The sequence below is a fragment of the Hymenobacter roseosalivarius DSM 11622 genome (genome assembly GCF_900176135.1).
Taxonomy (GTDB): domain Bacteria; phylum Bacteroidota; class Bacteroidia; order Cytophagales; family Hymenobacteraceae; genus Hymenobacter; species Hymenobacter roseosalivarius.
The window spans coordinates 78,882-98,376 of record NZ_FWWW01000052.1; the positions used below are offsets into that span (position 1 = coordinate 78,882).

Genomic DNA, 19,495 nt, shown 5'->3' on the forward strand with positions numbered 1-19,495 from the left:
GCCCTTTTCCCGCACTCTGATGCCTAAGCTTTCCGTTATTATTCCCTGCTACTTCAACGAGGAAAACATCCCGATCACCGTACGGGAGCTGGTAGCCAATGAGGCCCGCTTTCCGGCTGAAGTGGCGTTTGAGTACGTATTAGTCGACGATGGCTCGCGCGACCAGACGCTGCGGGCATTGCTTGCCGCCCGCGCGCAGTACCCCGACCGGATCAGGGTAGTGGAGCTGGTCAGCAATGTGGGTTCGTACAATGCCATCGTGGCTGGCATGGCCCATGCTACCGGCGACTGCATGGCCGTTATTACCGCCGATATGCAGGACCCCCCCGAGCTGATGGTGCCGATGTACGCCCACTGGCTCAACGGCTTTAAGCTGGTCATTGGCAACCGGCAGGACCGAGAGGAAACCGGCCTGGCCAAAACCTTCGCCGAGACGTTTCACTGGCTGATGAAGCACCTGGCGCTAAGCAATATTCCTGACGGGGGCTTCGACTTCGTGTTTTTTGACCGGCAGGTTGCCGATGAGGTCCTGAAAATGCACGAGCGCAACAGCAACGTATTTTATCTGATGATGTGGCTGGGCTACCCCTACGTGAATATCCCGTATGTGCGCCGCAAGCGTACCGTGGGCAAATCGCGCTGGACCCTCCAGAAAAAAATTAAGCTCTTCATCGACTCCCTGCTCTCTTTTTCCTATTTCCCCATTCGCGCTATCTCGGTGGTGGGCCTGCTTTTGGGCCTGGCCGCGCTTCTTTTCGGGCTGTACGTCATCGCCCTGAAAATATTTGCCCCCCAGGGTCCCACCGGCTGGACGACGCTGATGGTCGTGGTGCTGTTCGTGTCCGCTTTTCAGATGATAGCGCTGGGCGTCATCGGCGAATACGTCTGGCGCGGCCTTGATGCCTCCCGTAGCCGGCCCTTGTATGTTGTCAAGCAGACGCACGACGCCACTACCGGGCAATAAAAGACGTGGGTCAGGTCAGCAGCCTTGCCATTGCTGAGCGCTGCGGTATCATTACTTGTCAGAAAAGCAGTTTTCGCCTAATCTATGCGTGTTCCCTTCCTCTCTTTTGCCCCCCAGCATGATCCCCTGCGGGAACAAATACTGGCCGCCATCGCTGCCGTGTATGATAAGCAGTGGTACGTTTTGGGCGACCAGGTAAAGGCCTTTGAGGCAGCCTATGCCGACTTTAACCAGGTGCGTCACTGTGTTGGTGTCGCTAACGGTCTCGATGCGCTGCATTTGTCGCTGGTAGCCTTAAATGCTGGCCCTGGCGATGAAGTACTGGTACCCAGCAACACTTACATCGCTACCTGGCTGGCTATTTCATTTGTTGGTGCTACTCCAGTGCCTGTAGAGCCAAATCCTGCAACCTATAATATAGATCCAGCCCGGTTAGAGGCCGCCATTACCCCACGTACGAAAGGCATAATGCCGGTTCACTTGTATGGGCAGGCCTGCGAGATGGGCCCCATTATGGAAGTAGCCCGACGTCATGGTTTGTGGGTGGTAGAGGATAATGCCCAAGCACAGGGGGCTACTTGGCAGAGAAGCGTTACGGGCAGCTTTGGTGATGTAAATGGCACGAGCTTCTATCCCGGCAAAAATCTGGGCGCACTCGGTGACGCAGGCGCTATAACCACAAATGACGACGCACTGGGGGGCAAAATTCGCACGCTGCGTAATTACGGATCTCAAAAAAAATACTACAATGAAGTCATAGGCTATAATTCCCGTCTCGACGAGTTGCAGGCCGCCGTGCTCAGCGTAAAGCTGCCACACCTGATGGAGTGGACGCAGCAACGCCAGGCCATAGCCGCTCTCTATAATCAACACCTGGCCGGCCTGGGTGACCTCGTGCTGCCCACCGTAGCCCGCGGGGCAACGCACGTCTATCATCTATACGTAGTCCGGACTGCCCACCGCGACGCACTCCAGCAGCACCTGCAGGAGCAGGGTATCGGCACGCTGATTCATTATCCCGTGCCTCCCCACCGCCAGCAGGCTTATGAGCACCTGGGTATCCGCGAGGGCGTGTATCCCATCGCGGAGGCGCTGGCCCGCACCTCCTTAAGCCTGCCTATGTGGCCGGGAATGCAGGGAGAGGAGGTAGCGGCAGTAGCGGCTGCCGTGGGTGGTTTTTTTGAGGGCGTGTAGCTTACACTTGGTTAACAGGCTATTCGGACATGACTTACCCAATTGCACCCGTAAAACCGTTTCAAAAGCACCTGGGGCTTCTTGAAGCTTCCTAAGCTGCCTTTGACACTTCAGCAACTGCTTTATTTCATGATATTTAACATTAATTGCGTAAATCCCGCCTGATAAGCTCTAAGCAAATCACCCAATATCATATAGTGTATGCGGGCAACCTTTCCGCTAAAGACAAAGTAAAACGCGCCTAACTTTGCCCTCTCAGCCTCTGCAATAACGAACTGGCCGCACTTTTGCGGTTCCTCTATCGCATCAAACTGTTGACTAACCAAGGTCTGCGTCAAAATCTACTACACATGAAGCGTGCATTAATTACTGGTATCACCGGTCAGGATGGGGCCTATCTGGCTGAGCTGCTATTGAGCAAAGGCTATGAGGTACACGGCATTAAACGCCGTTCTTCCCTGTTTAATACCGAGCGTATTGACCACCTCTATCAGGACCCACACGAGCGGCACGTTCACTTCAAGCTGCACTACGGCGACCTGACCGACTCGACCAACCTGATTCGCATCGTGCAGGAGGTGCAGCCGGATGAGATTTACAACCTGGGAGCGATGTCGCATGTGAAGGTGTCATTTGATACGCCCGAGTACACAGCAGATGTGGATGGCATCGGCACGCTGCGACTGCTGGAAGCAGTACGCATCCTGGGGCTGACCCAGAAGACCCGCATTTACCAGGCTTCGACCTCGGAGCTGTACGGCTTGGTGCAGCAGGTGCCCCAGTCGGAAACCACGCCTTTTTATCCCCGCTCGCCCTACGCCGTGGCCAAGCTCTACGGCTATTGGATTACGGTTAACTATCGCGAGGCCTACGATATGTATGCCTGTAATGGCATCTTGTTCAACCACGAAAGCCCCCTGCGCGGCGAGACCTTCGTGACGCGCAAGATCACGCGCGCCGTAGCCCGTATCGCACTGGGCCTCCAGGAAAACCTCTATCTGGGCAACCTAGACGCCAAGCGCGACTGGGGTCATGCCAAAGATTACGTGGAGGCTATGTGGCGGATGCTTCAGCAGGAAAAAGCCGAAGACTTTGTCGTTGCTACCGGCATCACGACTACCGTGCGCGAATTTGTGCGATTGGCGTTTGCCGAAGTAGGCATTGAGGTAGCCTTTAAGGGCGAAGGAATTGAGGAAAAAGGCCAAGTAGTAGCCTGTCATAACCCCGACTACCAAGTAGCCATCGGTACTGTCGTGGTGCAGGTCGATCAGCGGTATTTCCGGCCAACGGAAGTAGAACTGCTCATCGGCGACCCCACGAAAGCCAAGCAAAAACTGGGCTGGGTACCGCAGTACGACCTGCAAGGCCTGGTAAAAGAAATGATGCAGTGTGACGTAGAAAGCTCGCGCCGCGATGAGTACCTGCGCGAAGGCGGCCACACCATTCTTAAAAATTACGCCGAGTAGTCCACTAGGGCTACTAACGGTAACATAGTTATGGAACTGAACGCCAAAATTTACGTGGCCGGCCATCGGGGCATGGTCGGTAGCGCCTTAGTGCGCCGCCTGCAGCAAGCCGGCTATCACAACATCGTTACGCGCACCTCCCAGGAGCTCGACTTGCGCGATACCGTAGCCGTGGGGGGCTTTTTTGCCCAGGAAAAGCCGGAATACGTGTTCCTGGCCGCGGCCAAAGTGGGCGGTATTCATGCCAATAACGTCTACCGGGCTGATTTTCTCTACGACAATCTCCAGATTCAGAACAACGTCATTCACGCCAGCTTTGAGCAGCGCGTACAGAAGCTGCTCTTTCTGGGGTCCTCCTGCATCTACCCCAAATTAGCCCCCCAGCCCATTAAAGAAGAGTACCTGCTGACCGGTCCGCTGGAATCTACCAATGAACCCTACGCCCTGGCCAAGATTGCCGGCCTCAAGCTCTGCGAAGCCTACCGCGACCAGCACGGCAGTAACTTCATCTCCGCCATGCCCACTAACCTTTATGGCCCCGGCGACAACTACGACCTGCAGAACTCCCACGTACTACCGGCTCTGTTGCGCAAGTTTCACGAGGCCCACGAAAGCAACGCGCCGGAAGTAGAGGTGTGGGGCACCGGCACGCCCCGCCGCGAGTTTCTGCACGTCGATGACCTAGCTGATGCCTGCCTGCACCTCATGCGCCACTACGATGGCCGTGAGCCCGTGAACGTGGGCACCGGCGAAGACCTGACCATCCGCGAGCTGGTCGAGCTGGTGCGCGACACCATTGGTTACAAAGGCAACATCCGTTTCAACACCGACAAGCCCGATGGCACCCCGCGCAAGCTGCTCGACGTATCGAAGCTGGCGCAGGCTGGCTGGCGGTATAAAATAGCGCTGCCGGAAGGCATCCGGGCGGTTTATCAGGAGGCGTTTCAACCGGCGTCGATAGCCTAGCGTAATTCCCGCGAAAGCTTTGTCCCCTTGTATGCTTACCTTTGCGCCCGCAAGTAGCTGCTTGCGGGCGTATTTTTTATTAACTCACTTAGTGTGGATACCACAAACGTTCTAACCAAACCAGAGCAGCTATCCACTGAAAGCAGTGCCCAGGAGGACAGCTGGACCGAGGTGATCCAGCCCCGCACGGGCCTCCTGGACCTGGGCCTGGCAGATGTGTGGCGCTATCGCGACCTGGTAATGCTATTCGTGCGGCGTGATTTTGTGTCGACGTATAAGCAGACCATACTAGGCCCTATCTGGTTCTTTATTCAGCCTCTGCTTACCACCCTCACGTATGTGGTCATTTTTGGGAATATAGCACAGCTCTCCACCGATGGTATGCCGCAGCTGCTGTTCTACATGGGGGGCATTACCATCTGGAATTACTTTGCCCAAACCCTGACCAGTACTTCCACGGTATTCACGGCTAACGCTCACATTTTCGGCAAGGTCTACTTCCCCCGTCTGACTATGCCCTTATCCATTGTGCTGTCGAATCTGGTGCGCTTTGGGATTCAGTTTGCGCTGTTTCTGATGTTCTGGGTCTACTTTCTGGTAACAACCGAGGTAGTAAGACCCAATGCCTTTATCCTGCTCACCCCGCTACTGGTGGTCCTGATGGGGTTGCTTTCCCTGGGGCTAGGGATGATTTTCAGCTCCCTGACCACTAAGTACCGCGATTTGGCCATGCTGCTCACCTTCGGCGTGCAGCTGCTGATGTATGCTACTCCGGTTATCTACCCCTTGTCCAGCCTTTCCCCCAAATACCAGTGGCTGATTATTGCCAATCCCGTCAGCTCCATTGTTGAGACGTTTCGCTACGCCTTTCTCGGGGCTGGCACCTTCAGCTGGGGTATGCTGGGGTATAGTGCCCTGATGACTCTGCTCATCCTGATGGTGGGAACCATCGTTTTCAACAAGGTTCAAAAGAGTTTTACGGACACCGTATAGCCGCTTCATAACAGCTCGCCGGCACAGAGCATCATCTGGCTCCGGCACTTTAGTAAAGAAGAACAATGAGTAGTTCGCTAGCAATACAAGTAGAAGAGTTGGGTAAGCTCTACCGGCTGGGGGAGATCGGCACGGGCACGCTGAGCCACGATCTGAGCCGCTGGTGGGCGCGGGTGCGAGGCCGGGAAGACCCGTTTGCCACTGTCGGGGAAGCCAACGACCGCACCCAGAAAGGTCAGAGCGACTATGTCTGGTCCTTGAAAGACGTCAACTTCGAAGTAAAGCAGGGCGAGGTGCTGGGCATCATCGGCCGCAACGGGGCGGGCAAGTCCACGCTGCTCAAGATTCTCTCCAAGGTGACGGCCCCCACCACGGGGCGGGTGAAGGTGAAGGGGCGCATTGCCTCGTTGCTGGAAGTGGGCACGGGCTTTCATCCCGAGCTGACGGGCCGCGAGAACATCTTTCTCAACGGGGCCATTCTGGGCATGAGTAAAGCCGAGATCCGTAGTAAATTCGATGAGATCGTGGACTTTTCGGGCGTGGAGCGCTACATCGACACGCCGGTCAAGCGCTACAGCAGCGGCATGTACGTGCGCCTGGCTTTCGCCGTAGCCGCCTTCCTGGAACCTGAGATTCTGATCGTGGACGAGGTGCTGGCCGTGGGCGACGCCGAGTTCCAGAAGAAGTGTATTGGGCGCATGAAGGATGTGAGTATTAACGATGGCAGAACCGTCCTTTTTGTAAGCCATAATATGGGCGCCGTGTCGCAATTATGCACTCGTGGTCTACTTATGAAATTTGGTTCGGTACTAGCTTCAGGACCACTTGATGAGGTAATGAACCGCTACTTGCGTGAAGGAACCATCAGTAGCTCCGAGTACCATACCTTAGACGACCAAGCTAAGCCTGTCCAGATCTTGGATTTCACCATTGAAGATGCTAATAATGAGATCAGTAGCAGCTTTGGTCACGAAGATCAAATTATAGTTGGATTTCGGATTAAAGATATCTCCAATGATATAGGCGTTATATGTTCTTTAGGACTACAGGATATCCATGAGCGCAAAATCTTCACTGAGCAAATAGATTTAGGTAAAGGCTACACCTCGCACATGGTCCAATTACCAGTGGGATTACTGCGACCTAATAGCTTTCGCCTTAGCGTAGCTATTCATATTCCTAATGTTAAGGTGATTGAGATTCTAGACTCTATGAGCTTTGAAATAGTAGATAGAGGTTCAGAGTTTTCGATTTATGGAAACACCGACAACGGCTTCCTTTTCTCGCGACTCGGCTGGAAGATCACAAATGAGTAAGAACATTGTTGTACTCTCAACAAACGATTTTGGGGGAGCAGGTGAGTCAGCTTTTCGAATTACGCGTGGTCTAAGGGATTTAGGTCATCAAGCTCTGCTGCTGGTGCAACACAAGTTGAAAAGCGAAGATTTTGTCACACAAATAAATGAGAAACCTACCCCGCCGCAGCCATTAGCTGTACGGATTTCACGCAAGGTTTATGATAAAGTTCAGCAAAGTGTAGCTCGACTGACTGATAGAGAGCTTGGACCCGCTTTGCGCACCGATTCAGACTATTACTTCTTCAACACCGATGAGGCAATTGGACTACGTAATATCACCAGCCTCATGGAGGCTATACCCTTTCAGCCCGACCTGATTTTAGTTGGTTGGGTAAGCGGTTTTATAAATACCTGCAATATGCAGGATTTAGGCCGGGTAACGCAAGCTCCTGTCTACTGGATAACTACCGATATGGCTCCCCTGACTGGAGGCTGTCATTACGCCTGGGACTGCCCCGGCTACACCCGCGATTGCGCCAACTGCCCTGCAATCCTAACCGAGGAATTTAAGCAGCTCGCCCGGCGAAATTTAGCTCTGAAGACACACCACGTACAGGAAGGAAAAATTAGGGTGATGGCTGGCTCGGAATGGTGTCGCCGTCAGGCTGCAGCTTCTACGCTATTTGGTCACCAGCTAAATATTCCAGTGCTGAATGGGCTGATTGACCAGAAAGTGTTTAACGACCGAAGCCGGTTTATTGCTAAGCAGGTGTTTGGTGTCGCCACTACCGATAAGCTAGTGTTTACAGGGGCTACTTTTACCCACGAAAAACGCAAGGGTATTGAATACTTAGTAACCGCTCTGCAACAATTATATGCCCGTCTGACAACTGCCGAGCAGACTACAACCCGGATTTTAGTAGCTGGGAATAATGTTCTGGAGAATGAGTTAATCAAGCAAATACCGTTTGGGATAGTGCCTATTGATTTTATAAAGGACGACCGATTACTTTCTCTGGCTTACCAAGCTGCCGATTTATTTGTGTGTTCGTCCATTGAAGATTCGGGGCCCATGATGGTGAATGAAGCTCTAGCCTGTGGCACCCCAGTAGTAGGCTTTGAATTAGGCTTTGTAGCTGACATCGTGGAGCACGGACAAAACGGATTTCGGGTGCCGTTAAAGAATACGCAACTTATGGCTGAGTATATGCAGGCTGTGTTGGCGCTATCACCTACGGAGGCAGCGCAATTTTCTCGCCGGGCCATTCGGGCAATTGATGAGAAAGTATCTCTGCAAAAACTACATGAAGTCATTACTCAGCTAACTAACTAAAGCTGTGAAGAAAGTTGTTATACTGCAATCGAATTATATTCCTTGGAAAGGATATTTCGACCTTATTAAGGCCGCTGATGAGTTTATTTTGTATGATGAAGTGCAGTATACTAAAAACGACTGGCGGAACCGAAACAAAATAAAGAGCCCTTCAGGTCTGCACTGGTTAGCCATTCCGGCCAAGCAGGAGTTTCTAGCTCAGCGTATCTTGGATACGAAGGTGATGGATGATAGATGGAGGAAAAAGCACTTTCAGACTATACGGCAGTTTTATGCCAAAGCTAACTGCTTTGCCAGTGAAATCGAGTTTGTAGAAGACCTGTATGCTACCTGCGCGTTTGACTCCATTAGCGAAATTAACTATCATTTTATTTCGCGGATTTCAGACCGCTTAGGTATTACTACCAAGCTTTCTTGGTCACAAGAATACGGCTTAATAGAGGGAAAGACAGAACGGCTAGTAGATTTAGTACAGAAAGCTGGCGGCACCGAATACATATCGGGTCCAGCTGCCAAGGACTACCTCGATGAATCTTTGTTTGACGCAGCTGGCATTAAAGTAACCTGGGCTGATTACTCTGGTTACGCCGAATATACACAGGTACACTCACCATTTGTCCATGGCGTATCCGTGCTCGATCTGTTGATTAATACCGGCCATGAGGCTAAGCAATATTTGAAATCAGTAATCTGATATGCGGGTAGTATTGATTGGCGGCGGCGATTTGGCTCAACAATTAGCCCACTACATTCAAACTTATGACTCCCAGGCGGAAGTAGTAGGCTTTGTTGATGACTTCGCAGTTGAAGGCGAGCAGCGGTTTGGAATACCGTGTTTAGGCCCCATAGCGGCTCTACCAGATTTATACGCACAGCGGCAATTAGACGCAGTGTTGCTAAGCATTGGCTATAACCATCGGGAAACCCGCCAACAGCTATTTGAGGAGCTGCGTCTGATGATTCCATTCTATACCTTCGTTCACCCTACGGCCTTTATCGATGCTTCGGCTACAGTAGGGGAAGGATGTTGCATAGGTCCACATACCGTTCTCGAACAACGTACCATCATTGAGCCCAACGTCTTTTTATATGGCGGCGTCAACGTGTCGCACGATAGTAAAATAGGAGCACATACTTTTGTAGCTCCTTCAGTTGCCATTGCTGGATTCGTCCGAGTTGGTCGTCGTTGCTTCCTAGGACTTCACTCTACTATTGTTGAAAGGGTGAATATTACTGACGATGTAGTGATTGGTGCTGGAGCTTTGGTGCTACGCCACTTGACTAAGCCAGGTCTATATATGGGCGTTCCTGTCTTCAAAAGATAAAACTCTATGATCACCTTCAATAAACCTTTTCTCACGGGTAAGGAAACTGTCTACATTCAGGATGCAGTAGCTAGTGGGAAAATTTCAGGTGACGGTATTTATACCAAAAAGTGCCACGAATTTTTAGAAGCACGTTACGGCTTCAAAAAGGTGTTGCTTACTACCTCTTGCACTGACGCCTTGGAAATGGCGGCTATTCTGCTAAACATTCAGCCTGGCGATGAGGTCATTATGCCAGCCTATACCTTCGTGTCCACAGCCAATGCTTTCGTTTTGCGTGGAGCCCATATCGTATTTGCTGATAGTAGCCCTGATAATCCTAATTTAAACGTAAGCACTTTAGAAGCTCTGATTACGCCTCATACTAAAGCTATCGTTCCTGTACATTATGCGGGTGCCGCTTGCGATATGCCACAACTCATGGCTCTTGCTAAGAAGTACAGCTTGTGGGTGGTAGAAGATGCTGCCCAGGCTATTGAAAGCTACTGCAATGGGCAACCCTTAGGTAGCTTCGGCCACTTGGCAGCTTTCTCATTTCATGAAACTAAAAACATAATTAGTGGTGAAGGGGGGGCACTAGTCATCAATGATGAACAGTTCATACGACGGGCCGAAATTATCCGTGAGAAGGGGACTAATCGGTCAGAGTTTTTTCGAGGCGAAGTGGATAAGTATGGTTGGGTGGACATTGGCTCGTCCTTCCTGCCTTCTGATATCATCGCAGCTTTTCTGTATGCCCAACTTGGAAATATTGATGCTATCCAAGCAAAGCGCGTCAGCCTCTGGGAGCGCTACCACGCTAACTTGGCAGTTCCACTAGCGGCTTATGACGTACATGTGCCGCACCTGCCTCCGTATGCCACCAATAACGCCCATATGTTCTACCTCGTGTGCCAGGATTTAAACCAACGCAGCGAGTTAATTGCTTATTTAAAGGAGCGTAGCATTCAGACGGTGTTCCACTATCTTTCATTGGAAAAAAGCCCTTTTTACGCCGCCAAACATGACGGCCGCCCATTGCCCTGGTCCGACTACTATGCTGACCGGCTCGTACGTCTGCCTATGTATTATGAGCTGACTTTGGCCGATGTCGACATGATTTCAAGAGAAATTCTGAGCTTTTTTGAAAACACTAAGTAGCCATGTTCCTGCTATTTTTTTGTAAATTATAATACTTAATATATGCCGTTTGCTGTACCGAGTCTGTTGCCTAAAACAGCTGATAAATCAGGTTGGCCTTGGAGTGGGCAGCTGCCGGTAATGTATCCATGTACCACATCACTTCCTAAAATCTCAATCATTACCCCAAGCTTTAACCAAGGAATATACCTGGAAGAGACTATTCAATCCATCGTAGCGCAAAACTACCCCAATTACGAGTTGATTATCATTGATGCTGGTAGCACGGACAATACACTAGAGGTAATTCATAAGTATGAACCCTGGATAACTTATTGGGTTAGTGAAAAAGATAGGGGGCAAAGTCACGCTATCAGTAAAGGATTAGATCAAGCTACTGGCGATATTATCAACTGGCTCAATAGTGACGATTTATTAGCTCCCGGAGCTTTTTACGCGCTGGCCGAGGAGTTTGATTTGAATCGTTACGATGTATTGTGTGGCTATTGCGATTACTTCCTTGAGGACTTAAACCACCTTGATAAAAGGAACGAGCGTATGGGTGTGTTTGGTACTGTTGGCGATACCTTATTAAAATGCCACATCAATCAACCGTCTACTTTTTTTAAAGCATCCGTTATAAAGGAACTAAACATTGATGAACAGTTTCATTATACAATGGATGTAGATCTTTGGTATAGATACTTACTACGTGCTGGGCATAACCGGATACAATTGTCAGATAAACTACTAACCTACTTTCGCCTACATGGCACTTCCAAATCGGTTGCGGAGCATACACGCTTTCAGGAAGATCTTCACAAAGTCTTCTATAATGTAATGTATAGTTTGAATCAACCTGCTTCACTTATGCATTATATGAGTTTAAAAATTGCGCATTTTGAGCGCTTTGTGCCTAAACGCTACAAGGTTGGTATTCCTGAGGGTGCCATCAATATTTTTATTCGCACATACGCATGGCAAGCGTTATGCTATTATAATCAAATACGTAATTATCAATCTGCTTATCAATGTTTGGAGATTGCTCGGCGACATGGCAAAACTCTCGATATTGATTTGCTGAGGCAAATTATTAAATTAAGTCTACTTTCAAGAAAAGTACTTAAATAATATTTAAAAAAAGTATTGTAACTAATTGGTGCATGTGAATACGACCACTGAACACACAAAGCTAATGGTATCAATCATCGTCATTGATACTAGTGATGAATTATATGGTCTTGAGTTAACGCTTAAATCAATAATTAATCAGACCTATAAAGGTATCGAGTGTCTTGTTGCTGCTAATAGTATACTTAACCGTTCAGTTATCGATCAATCCTTTATAGTTATTGAGGACGGAGGCGTAACAGCAATTAACCTCGTAGGAGCAGCAATTCAGAGGGCATCTGGAGAATACGTGCTTTTATTGAATAGTGGCGACGTTCTGGCCGACAATGAGGTGTTATCAACTTTGCTCAATAAATTTAGAAATAGTGTAGATTTCATTTATGGAAACATGGTGCGCCTATTTCCGAGCGGTTTCGAAGATATTATCAAAATGCCAAGCAATATCAAAGTGGAAGATTTATTATATAAACCGCTGCCTCTTATTCCAGTTGCACTAATTCGTAAAAGCGCGCTAATTCTTTACGATTTTTGCGACGCTAATTTACGGCATGCAAATGACTGGGCATTTCTTGTTAAGGCTTTATTGCTTGGCACTGCCGATTATATATATGTAGATAAGAATGTCGCTATCGTTAAAGTGGGCAGAAGTGGTGATATAAATAAGCTTTCTGTTGGGCACCTTAGAGCTATTGAGCAAACATGGTTTTTTAATCATTATCTATCACATTCATTAACCATTTTTTTTAAAGAGAAAAAAGAAATCGAAGATTTTTATCATTACTCGCGCGTTGTTCGATTATTTAGGTATATACGCTCAATTCAACAAAAATTCGATGGTTTTGTTGCTCCAATTATAATGGAGGGAAAGTATACATATAATACTTATAAGTCTCGACTTGAATTGCCTTTTTATAAAAAAAGTATTTAGATGAGACGTTTAAAACACCAATTATTATCAATAATCGTAATCACGTTACCTATCTTAAACGGTTGATTTCTTCATTAGAAAAGAGAGGGTACAATAATATTTATATACTTGATAATCAATCGAGTTATCCTGAGCTTTTAGAGTATTATCATACTACTCCTTATAAAGTTTATCACTTAGGCAAAAATGTTGGTTTCTGTGCATTGTGGGATACAAATATTTTTGATGAATTTAAAGGTCAATATTACGTTTATACAGATAGCGATTTGGAACTTGTGGATGAATGTCCACATGATTTTTTGATCGTGTTACGTTATATTCTTGACCGCTATTCATTGGGTAAAGTTGGTCTTTCCCTTCTCACTGATGACCTTCCTGAACATTACGATAGCAAGGATGAGGTAGTAAGCTGGGAAAAAGAGTTTCAAAAAAACCAGGTAGAAGCATTAGCATTTGCTGCTCCGGTTGATACTACATTTGCTTTGTATAAACCAGATAGTTTTGGGCATGCTGGAATGCTGCATGCATTTCGTGCCAGCTTTCCCTATAGTGCGCGTCATTTACCTTGGTATGAAAATTCGAAATCGCTAACATATGAGCAAGATTACTATTATAGGAACTCCAAAACTTCAACTCACTGGAGTAAAAAGGTGATTGTTGAAGAGGGATAAAGCCGTTGTTATTGTTTAAAGCAGTGTAACTGTTTTATTTGATGTTATATATGCTTGATTTAACGTATATGTTCATGATTTCAAATTGTTTTAAATATAAAGAGCGCTTGTATACTAAAACTATTGACTTTATAGCGCTTTCGTATCTAGCTTACCTGTTTTAAGGTAGTTATGCATTGATAATCAGCTATTTGAAATGAATAAAAAGTGTACATCGTTCACGAAACCGCTATAACTAGCTATAAAAAAATAATATATATCAAAATTGTGAGCCAATTCAGTCCACTCTGTTTTAATTATAAATATTAGCTTTTAATCATGTTAGCTTCTTCTGGACTTCCTATCGTCACGGTTATTATTCCGAACTACAACCACGCGCAATACTTGTCGCGGCGCATCGAGAGTGTGTTGCAGCAGACGGTGCGCGAGCTGGAGGTGCTCATCCTGGACGACTGCTCCCCCGATAACAGTCGCGAGGTGATCGAGCACTATGCCCGACTGGATGCCCGGATTCGCACCGTGTATAATGAGCAGAACAGTGGTAGCACGTTCAAACAGTGGAACAAGGGCCTGGCCCTAGCCCGGAGCAAGTACGTGTGGATTGCCGAGAGCGATGACTACGCCGACCCTACCATGCTCGAGACGCTCCTTGCTCGGCTCGACGCGAATCCGGCCCTGGGACTAGCCTATTGTGACTCCTGGATTGTGGATGAACACAATATAACCATTCGTCAGTGTACATATTTAGAAGACGAGCCTGACACGCTCCTCTGGGCAAAGGATTTTGAAATAGATGGCATACATCTTATCAGAAAATACATGTCTTATGAAAATATTATTCCCAATGCCAGTGGCGTTGTAATGCGGCGTGATGTAGTGGCAATGGTAGGTCCCGCCCCCGAGAACTACCGCATGCTGGGCGACTGGCTGTTCTGGGCCAAGATTCTGGCGGTGTCGCAGGTAGCTTATGTTGCCCAGCCGTTGAATTACTTCCGCCAACATACTAACAACGTGCGTAGCAGCGTGCGTACCAACGGGGTAGGGCTGCTCGAGGAAACCTTCATGCTAAAAGCCATGCAGCAATATGGCCCACCCAATGCCCACTTTTACGGCCGGAAAGTAGACTATATCCTTCGCACCTGGTTCAACTCATTGATTTACCATCAGGTGCCCAGAGAAATGTATCGGACGATGGAGCAGAACATGTGCGAAGTCGACCCCCATTTCAGGCAGCTGTTCCGAACCGAGTGGCTTAAGTTTCTGGTGCGCAACAAGTGTAGCGGCCTGCGGCAGCTGGTAGGGGAGGGAGTCCTTTATCCGCTGTTGCGCAGAGTGAAGGGCAACACCGCTCGCCGCTCGTAAGCTGAATGCCGACCGCCGGAGCACCCGCGCCGTAGGAATACTCTTTCCAATACATGTATCCTCTGTGCCTACTTCTTTAGCTGATAATTTGCCCCCCGCCATCGCCGTGCCCTTAGTGACGGTGATTATTCCGAACTACAACCACGCACGGTATCTGCCGCGGCGCATCGAGAGCGTGCTGAGCCAGACGGTGTCAGATATGGAGGTGCTTATCCTCGACGACTGCTCACCCGACCAGAGCCGGACCGTGATTGAGGGCTACGCCCGGCAGGACGCGCGCATCCGCACCATCTACAACGAGCAGAACAGCGGCAGTACCTTTAAACAGTGGAACAAGGGCCTGGCCCTGGCCCGGGGCAAGTACGTGTGGATTGCCGAAAGCGACGACTACGCCGCCCCCACGCTGCTGGCCACGCTGCTGGCCCGCCTGGAGGCCAACCCCGCCCTGGGCCTTGCCTACTGCGACTCCTGGATCGTCGATGAAAAAGACAAGCAGCTAGGCACCTATGAGTATTTGCCGGGTGAGCCGGCTGATGAGCGGTGGCAGACAGATTTCGAGGAAAACGGGCTGACGACAATTCGCGAGTACCTGTCTTATCGCAACGTAATTCCCAATGCCAGCGCCGCGGTGCTGCGCCGGCGGGTGCTGGAGCAGGTAGGTCCGGCCGATGTGTCGCTGCGCTTAATGGGCGATTGGCTCTTCTGGGGCAAAGTGCTGGCTGTATCGGATATGGCCTTCGTCGCCCAGCCGCTGAACTACTTCCGCAAGCACTCCAATAACGTGCGCAGCGCCTCCCTGCTAAATGGCGTCGCGCTGCTGGAAGAAACGCACCTGCTACGCGCGATGCTGGGGTATGGCGCGCCCAATCCGCTGCTCCTTGAGAAGAAGATAACTTTTATCCTACGAAACTGGTACCTGTCGTGGGCATACAATGACGTCCCGGCCGACCGCTACCGGCAGATGCGCCACAACATGCAGGTCGTGGTGCCTGGCTTTCAGGGCAGGTTTGCCAGGGAGCTGGGCAAGTTCCTGGTCAGCAATAGGCTGGGCGGCCTGCGGCAGCTCATTGGCGATGGCTTGATCTACCCCTGGTTGAAGCGCAAACGAGCCTAGCAGTAAGGCCGCATCCTCCTTCCCGGAGCGCGCGTAGAGCAGTGTCGGTTCCGGCAGGTAGGCTCTCCCGAGATTATTTCTAGCTAGTTTTGCCCTCAGCCCGCATCGGGCTGGCATTCACGGCGGCAGTTGCCAAGCCTGTGTCTGCTCTGGAGAGACTCTGGGCTACGGGTAGGCCTGACAGTTGATTTTCAGAGTCCTATCTCTTATTAATGCGCTTGAACCATGGAAAAGACGGTTTTACAAAATAGCTATCGAATCAAGCGGAAGCTGCCCCTGAACTACGACGAGATTGTTGACCGGGACAAATTCATTACCGAGTGCTACGAGTACGGCGAAACCTACCTATACCGGTTGAAAAATGCCTATGTGACGCCCTATGGCGTAGTAATGAGTAACTGGCGGGTAGTAAAGGAGGCTATCTACTCGTATCAGGAGAAAATCAATTTCTATCCGACCTTCTTCAAGAAGATTCTATTTAATAAAGTCAGGAAGGTGCCCGGACTCAGTGTTACGGCCACCCATGTATGGTTTCCCAACTACTATCACTTCACCACGGAGTGCTTGCCACGTCTTTACAGTTTGCGCGAGTGGGCAGATAAAGCCACGCTGCTGCTGCCGGAAGGTACCCCAGCCTTTGTGGATGAATACGTGAAGCTGACCGGCTTCAGCAAAGTCGTAAAGATTCCTATAAATGAGCTGGCTCAGGCCGAAGAGCTGCTGTTGACGACCCATACGGCCACCAGCCTCGACCATAACGATGCGCTGATCCGGGAAATGGCCGGCTGGTACAAAGCCAGGGTCAATGCGGGCAGTTCCAGCTTCAGGGGGTACGAAAACCTTTACATCAGCCGGCAGCGGGCCACGTACCGCAAGCTGTTGAATGAGGACGAGCTTATTGCCGCACTGGCTCCCTACAACTTTAAGGTGGTCAACATGGAGGACTATACCGTGCAGGAGCAGATTGCGCTGCTTAGCCAGGTGCGCAATCTGGTGGCCGTGCACGGGGCTGGTATGACTAATCTGATGTATATGCCTGAGGGTGGACTAATGGTAAATCTTATTCACGAACACCGCTACGATCCGGCCTTCTTTACCTTGGCCAATGCTCTTAATCATGATACTGTTATTATCCAGGGCAAGGCTGCTAATGACGATGCCCGCGGCCCCGCCTTCGATAGCTTCTCCGTAGACGTGCCGAAGATCAGGCACTACCTGGATCTATACCTGAAGAGGTAGCCAGAAGCCGCGCATCAAGCCATACTGCTTCTTACTTCTTGGGGGCCTCATATTTGGGCGCATACCCCATGCCGGGGGGCTTTTTTGTCCTGGACGGAGGACGTAAGGTAAGTATGTATACAACCCTGATTCCTGTCAGCCGCACTGAGGGCAAAGACAAGGGCACTAAGAACGTATCCGAATAGGACGTCATGCTGAGGAATCGAAGCATCTCTACCGCTTCGTTGAACGGTGCTGACGAAGCGGTAGAGATGCCTCGGCAAGCGAACGCCAGATCAATCATGACCGTGCTTATTTAGCCTATTTAGATAGGCTTTAAGAGTAAAAGGTTGATCAGGTAACTTGTCAGCCTGTTTTTTTGGTTCTTAACTTAGGCTATTGGAATATTTTCTGAATACTGACTAATTTTTGTAGGGTATCTTTGTACCCGGTTTTTATTCCCCAGCTGAACAGGCAGTACGGGTAGCTTGCTTCAGGTTAGAAGCTCAGCGTATCAACAGTATACGCCCTGCTAGCCCTGAGGCCCAGAGGGGCAACCGATTGAGGCAGAAGGGTAAAGCAGCTATGTGCATTAGGCATGATCAGTCAATCAAACTATAAGAACATTGTCCGGGAGGCCCTGGATAATGTCATGCATTACCTTTCCCCGGCCGAGAAGCGTCAGTCGATCTGGATGTTCCTGCTATTGCTTCTCGGCTCCTTGCTGGACGTCTTTGGGCTGGCTTCGCTGGTGCCGGTTATTATGGCGGCGTCCAAGCCCGGCTCTGTCTTTGAAAACAGGTATTCTGTGGCCCTGTATCATCTTTTAGGCTTTAGCTCAGAGAAAGCGTTTCTTATATTCCTGATTCTGGCGCTGCTTGGCTTCTTTCTCCTTAAGAATGCTTTTGTTACGCTAATCAACTATCAGCAGGTGCGGTTTACGGCCCGCCTGGCTTTGAATATTGTCAGAAGCCAACTCAATAAGCATAATAATCTGCCCTTCTGGCAATTCAATAAACTAGGGTCTGCGCACCTGATTCATACTACCATTGGAATACCAGGTTCTTTTGTCAACTCCATCATCCGGCAGCTCTTTACACTGTTTTCAGAGGGCCTGATCGTTGTTGTTATCGTATTAGGCATCTTGGTGTATCAACCCGTGCTGTTTTTCATCCTGGCGCTGGTGCTGGTGCCTACGACGCTGCTGACCTACCGCTTTTTGCAGAAGCGGTCTATGAAAATCGGCGCACGATTAGATAGTTTGAAGCCCTTATCATATGCCCTGCTGGGTGATATATTTGCCGGGTTTATAGAACTCAAGCTCGCAAACAGACAAGAGCAGTTCAAAAAACGAGTTCTGGAAAATCAGGAGGAGCATCAGGGTCTCGAGGCAGTCTTGTACCTGTTCTCCTTGCTGCCCCTGAAAGTAATAGAAATGGCCGCTATTCTGGCCGTGGTCACTATTTACCTTTACTCGCTGCTGTTTGCGGGAAGCGCCCAAAACCTGGTGATGATCATCGGGCTGTTTGCCGCCGCTGCGTATCGACTGATGCCTTCAGTAAACCGACTTATCACGGCCCTGGTCGCGATGAAGCAGCACCGCTTTACGTTCGAACATTTAAATAACCTTCGGGAATATGCCAGCTGGCAGCTGCCGGCTCAGGTTCCGCTACGCTTCTCGCACAGTATTACGTTCGAGAACCTTTCTTTTAGCTTTCCGGAATCCGAAAAGCCGGTTCTGCATAACATTAATCTGACCGTGCGCAAAGGCGAGAAAATCGGCTTGATCGGGGCCTCCGGCTCCGGAAAAACTACGCTTATCAATATATTATTACGCTTCTACATAGAGCAAAAAGGCCGGGTGCTGGTTGACAGGCAGCCATTGACCGACGAGAACCTGCTGGAGTGGTATAAGCTGGTGGGTTACGTAAAGCAGGACACGTTTCTGATGGAAACTTCAATTAAGGCCAATATTACCTTAAATGATGAAAGCGTTGACGAAGATCGGCTGAACTATGCTATTGACCAGGCTTCGCTACGGGATTTTATTGACTCCTTGCCGGAAGGCATCAATACCCTGATCGGTGAGCGAGGCTCACGTCTGTCCGGTGGACAGCGCCAGCGCATTGGTATTGCCCGTGCGATGTATAAGAGAACGGAAGTATTATTAATGGATGAAGCTACGAGTGCACTGGACAACCAGACGGAGCGGGAAGTAAACGAGGCTATTGCAAAGCTGGCGCACACCGACATTACTATCTTTATCATCGCACACCGCATCACAACTCTGCGTGACTGTGACCGCATCTACGAGTTGAAGGATGGGAAGCTCTATGCTGAGTACCAGTATGAAGATCTGATAGATAAAAGTCTGATACAATAACTAATTCTGCAACAGCGTTTCCCTCTGCTC

Annotated in this window: 17 protein-coding genes; all 17 read left to right on the forward strand. The window is 49.5% G+C overall.

The window, feature by feature from the left end:
- The first annotated feature begins 19 nt into the window (after nucleotides 1–19).
- Nucleotides 20–964, forward strand: a complete 945-nt coding sequence (locus B9A24_RS06545; protein ID WP_084444375.1) for a glycosyltransferase family 2 protein — start codon at nucleotides 20–22, stop codon at nucleotides 962–964.
- A gap of 84 nt (nucleotides 965–1,048) precedes the next feature.
- Complete coding sequence (locus B9A24_RS06550; protein WP_084444376.1) at nucleotides 1,049–2,158, forward strand: DegT/DnrJ/EryC1/StrS family aminotransferase; 1,110 nt, start codon at nucleotides 1,049–1,051, stop codon at nucleotides 2,156–2,158.
- Nucleotides 2,159–2,508: 350 nt separating this feature from the next.
- On the forward strand, nucleotides 2,509–3,624 hold the full coding sequence (gmd, locus tag B9A24_RS06560; protein WP_084444378.1) for a GDP-mannose 4,6-dehydratase: 1,116 nt from the start codon (nucleotides 2,509–2,511) through the stop codon (nucleotides 3,622–3,624).
- Nucleotides 3,625–3,654: 30 nt separating this feature from the next.
- Nucleotides 3,655–4,590 carry a GDP-L-fucose synthase family protein gene (locus B9A24_RS06565; protein ID WP_084444379.1) on the forward strand — a complete coding sequence of 312 codons (936 nt, stop codon included), beginning with the start codon at nucleotides 3,655–3,657 and terminating at the stop codon, nucleotides 4,588–4,590.
- Nucleotides 4,591–4,683: 93 nt separating this feature from the next.
- The gene (locus tag B9A24_RS06570; protein ID WP_234997045.1) at nucleotides 4,684–5,583 is read left to right on the forward strand and encodes an ABC transporter permease; all 900 of its coding nucleotides are present in this window, start codon (nucleotides 4,684–4,686) and stop codon (nucleotides 5,581–5,583) included.
- A 65-nt stretch (nucleotides 5,584–5,648) separates the two neighbouring features.
- A complete protein-coding gene (locus B9A24_RS06575) occupies nucleotides 5,649–6,899 on the forward strand; it encodes an ABC transporter ATP-binding protein (protein ID WP_084444380.1) in 1,251 nt (416 codons plus the stop codon).
- On the forward strand, nucleotides 6,892–8,214 hold the full coding sequence (locus tag B9A24_RS06580; RefSeq protein ID WP_159451967.1) for a glycosyltransferase: 1,323 nt from the start codon (nucleotides 6,892–6,894) through the stop codon (nucleotides 8,212–8,214). Before B9A24_RS06575 ends, B9A24_RS06580 begins: the two co-directional genes overlap by 8 nt.
- A 4-nt stretch (nucleotides 8,215–8,218) precedes the next feature.
- Complete coding sequence (locus B9A24_RS06585; RefSeq protein WP_084444382.1) at nucleotides 8,219–8,908, forward strand: WbqC family protein; 690 nt, start codon at nucleotides 8,219–8,221, stop codon at nucleotides 8,906–8,908.
- A 1-nt stretch (nucleotide 8,909) separates the two neighbouring features.
- Complete coding sequence (locus tag B9A24_RS06590; protein WP_084444383.1) at nucleotides 8,910–9,539, forward strand: acetyltransferase; 630 nt, start codon at nucleotides 8,910–8,912, stop codon at nucleotides 9,537–9,539.
- 6 nt (nucleotides 9,540–9,545) lie between these two features.
- Complete coding sequence (gene rffA / locus B9A24_RS06595) at nucleotides 9,546–10,679, forward strand: dTDP-4-amino-4,6-dideoxygalactose transaminase (protein ID WP_084444384.1); 1,134 nt, start codon at nucleotides 9,546–9,548, stop codon at nucleotides 10,677–10,679.
- 42 nt (nucleotides 10,680–10,721) lie between these two features.
- Nucleotides 10,722–11,789: a glycosyltransferase family 2 protein gene (locus B9A24_RS06600; protein ID WP_084444385.1), complete on the forward strand. Its 1,068-nt coding sequence runs from the start codon at nucleotides 10,722–10,724 to the stop codon at nucleotides 11,787–11,789.
- A gap of 34 nt (nucleotides 11,790–11,823) precedes the next feature.
- Nucleotides 11,824–12,717 carry a glycosyltransferase family protein gene (locus B9A24_RS06605; RefSeq protein ID WP_143434798.1) on the forward strand — a complete coding sequence of 298 codons (894 nt, stop codon included), beginning with the start codon at nucleotides 11,824–11,826 and terminating at the stop codon, nucleotides 12,715–12,717.
- A gap of 62 nt (nucleotides 12,718–12,779) precedes the next feature.
- Nucleotides 12,780–13,388, forward strand: a complete 609-nt coding sequence (locus B9A24_RS06610) for a glycosyltransferase family 2 protein (protein WP_159451968.1) — start codon at nucleotides 12,780–12,782, stop codon at nucleotides 13,386–13,388.
- 318 nt (nucleotides 13,389–13,706) lie between these two features.
- Nucleotides 13,707–14,750, forward strand: a complete 1,044-nt coding sequence (locus tag B9A24_RS06615) for a glycosyltransferase family 2 protein (protein ID WP_084444388.1) — start codon at nucleotides 13,707–13,709, stop codon at nucleotides 14,748–14,750.
- A gap of 64 nt (nucleotides 14,751–14,814) precedes the next feature.
- Complete coding sequence (locus B9A24_RS06620) at nucleotides 14,815–15,864, forward strand: glycosyltransferase family 2 protein (RefSeq protein WP_159451969.1); 1,050 nt, start codon at nucleotides 14,815–14,817, stop codon at nucleotides 15,862–15,864.
- A 225-nt stretch (nucleotides 15,865–16,089) separates the two neighbouring features.
- Nucleotides 16,090–17,103 carry a glycosyltransferase family 61 protein gene (locus B9A24_RS06625; RefSeq protein WP_084444390.1) on the forward strand — a complete coding sequence of 338 codons (1,014 nt, stop codon included), beginning with the start codon at nucleotides 16,090–16,092 and terminating at the stop codon, nucleotides 17,101–17,103.
- 577 nt (nucleotides 17,104–17,680) lie between these two features.
- A complete protein-coding gene (locus B9A24_RS06630) occupies nucleotides 17,681–19,465 on the forward strand; it encodes an ABC transporter ATP-binding protein (RefSeq protein ID WP_084444391.1) in 1,785 nt (594 codons plus the stop codon).
- Nucleotides 19,466–19,495 lie beyond the last annotated feature (30 nt).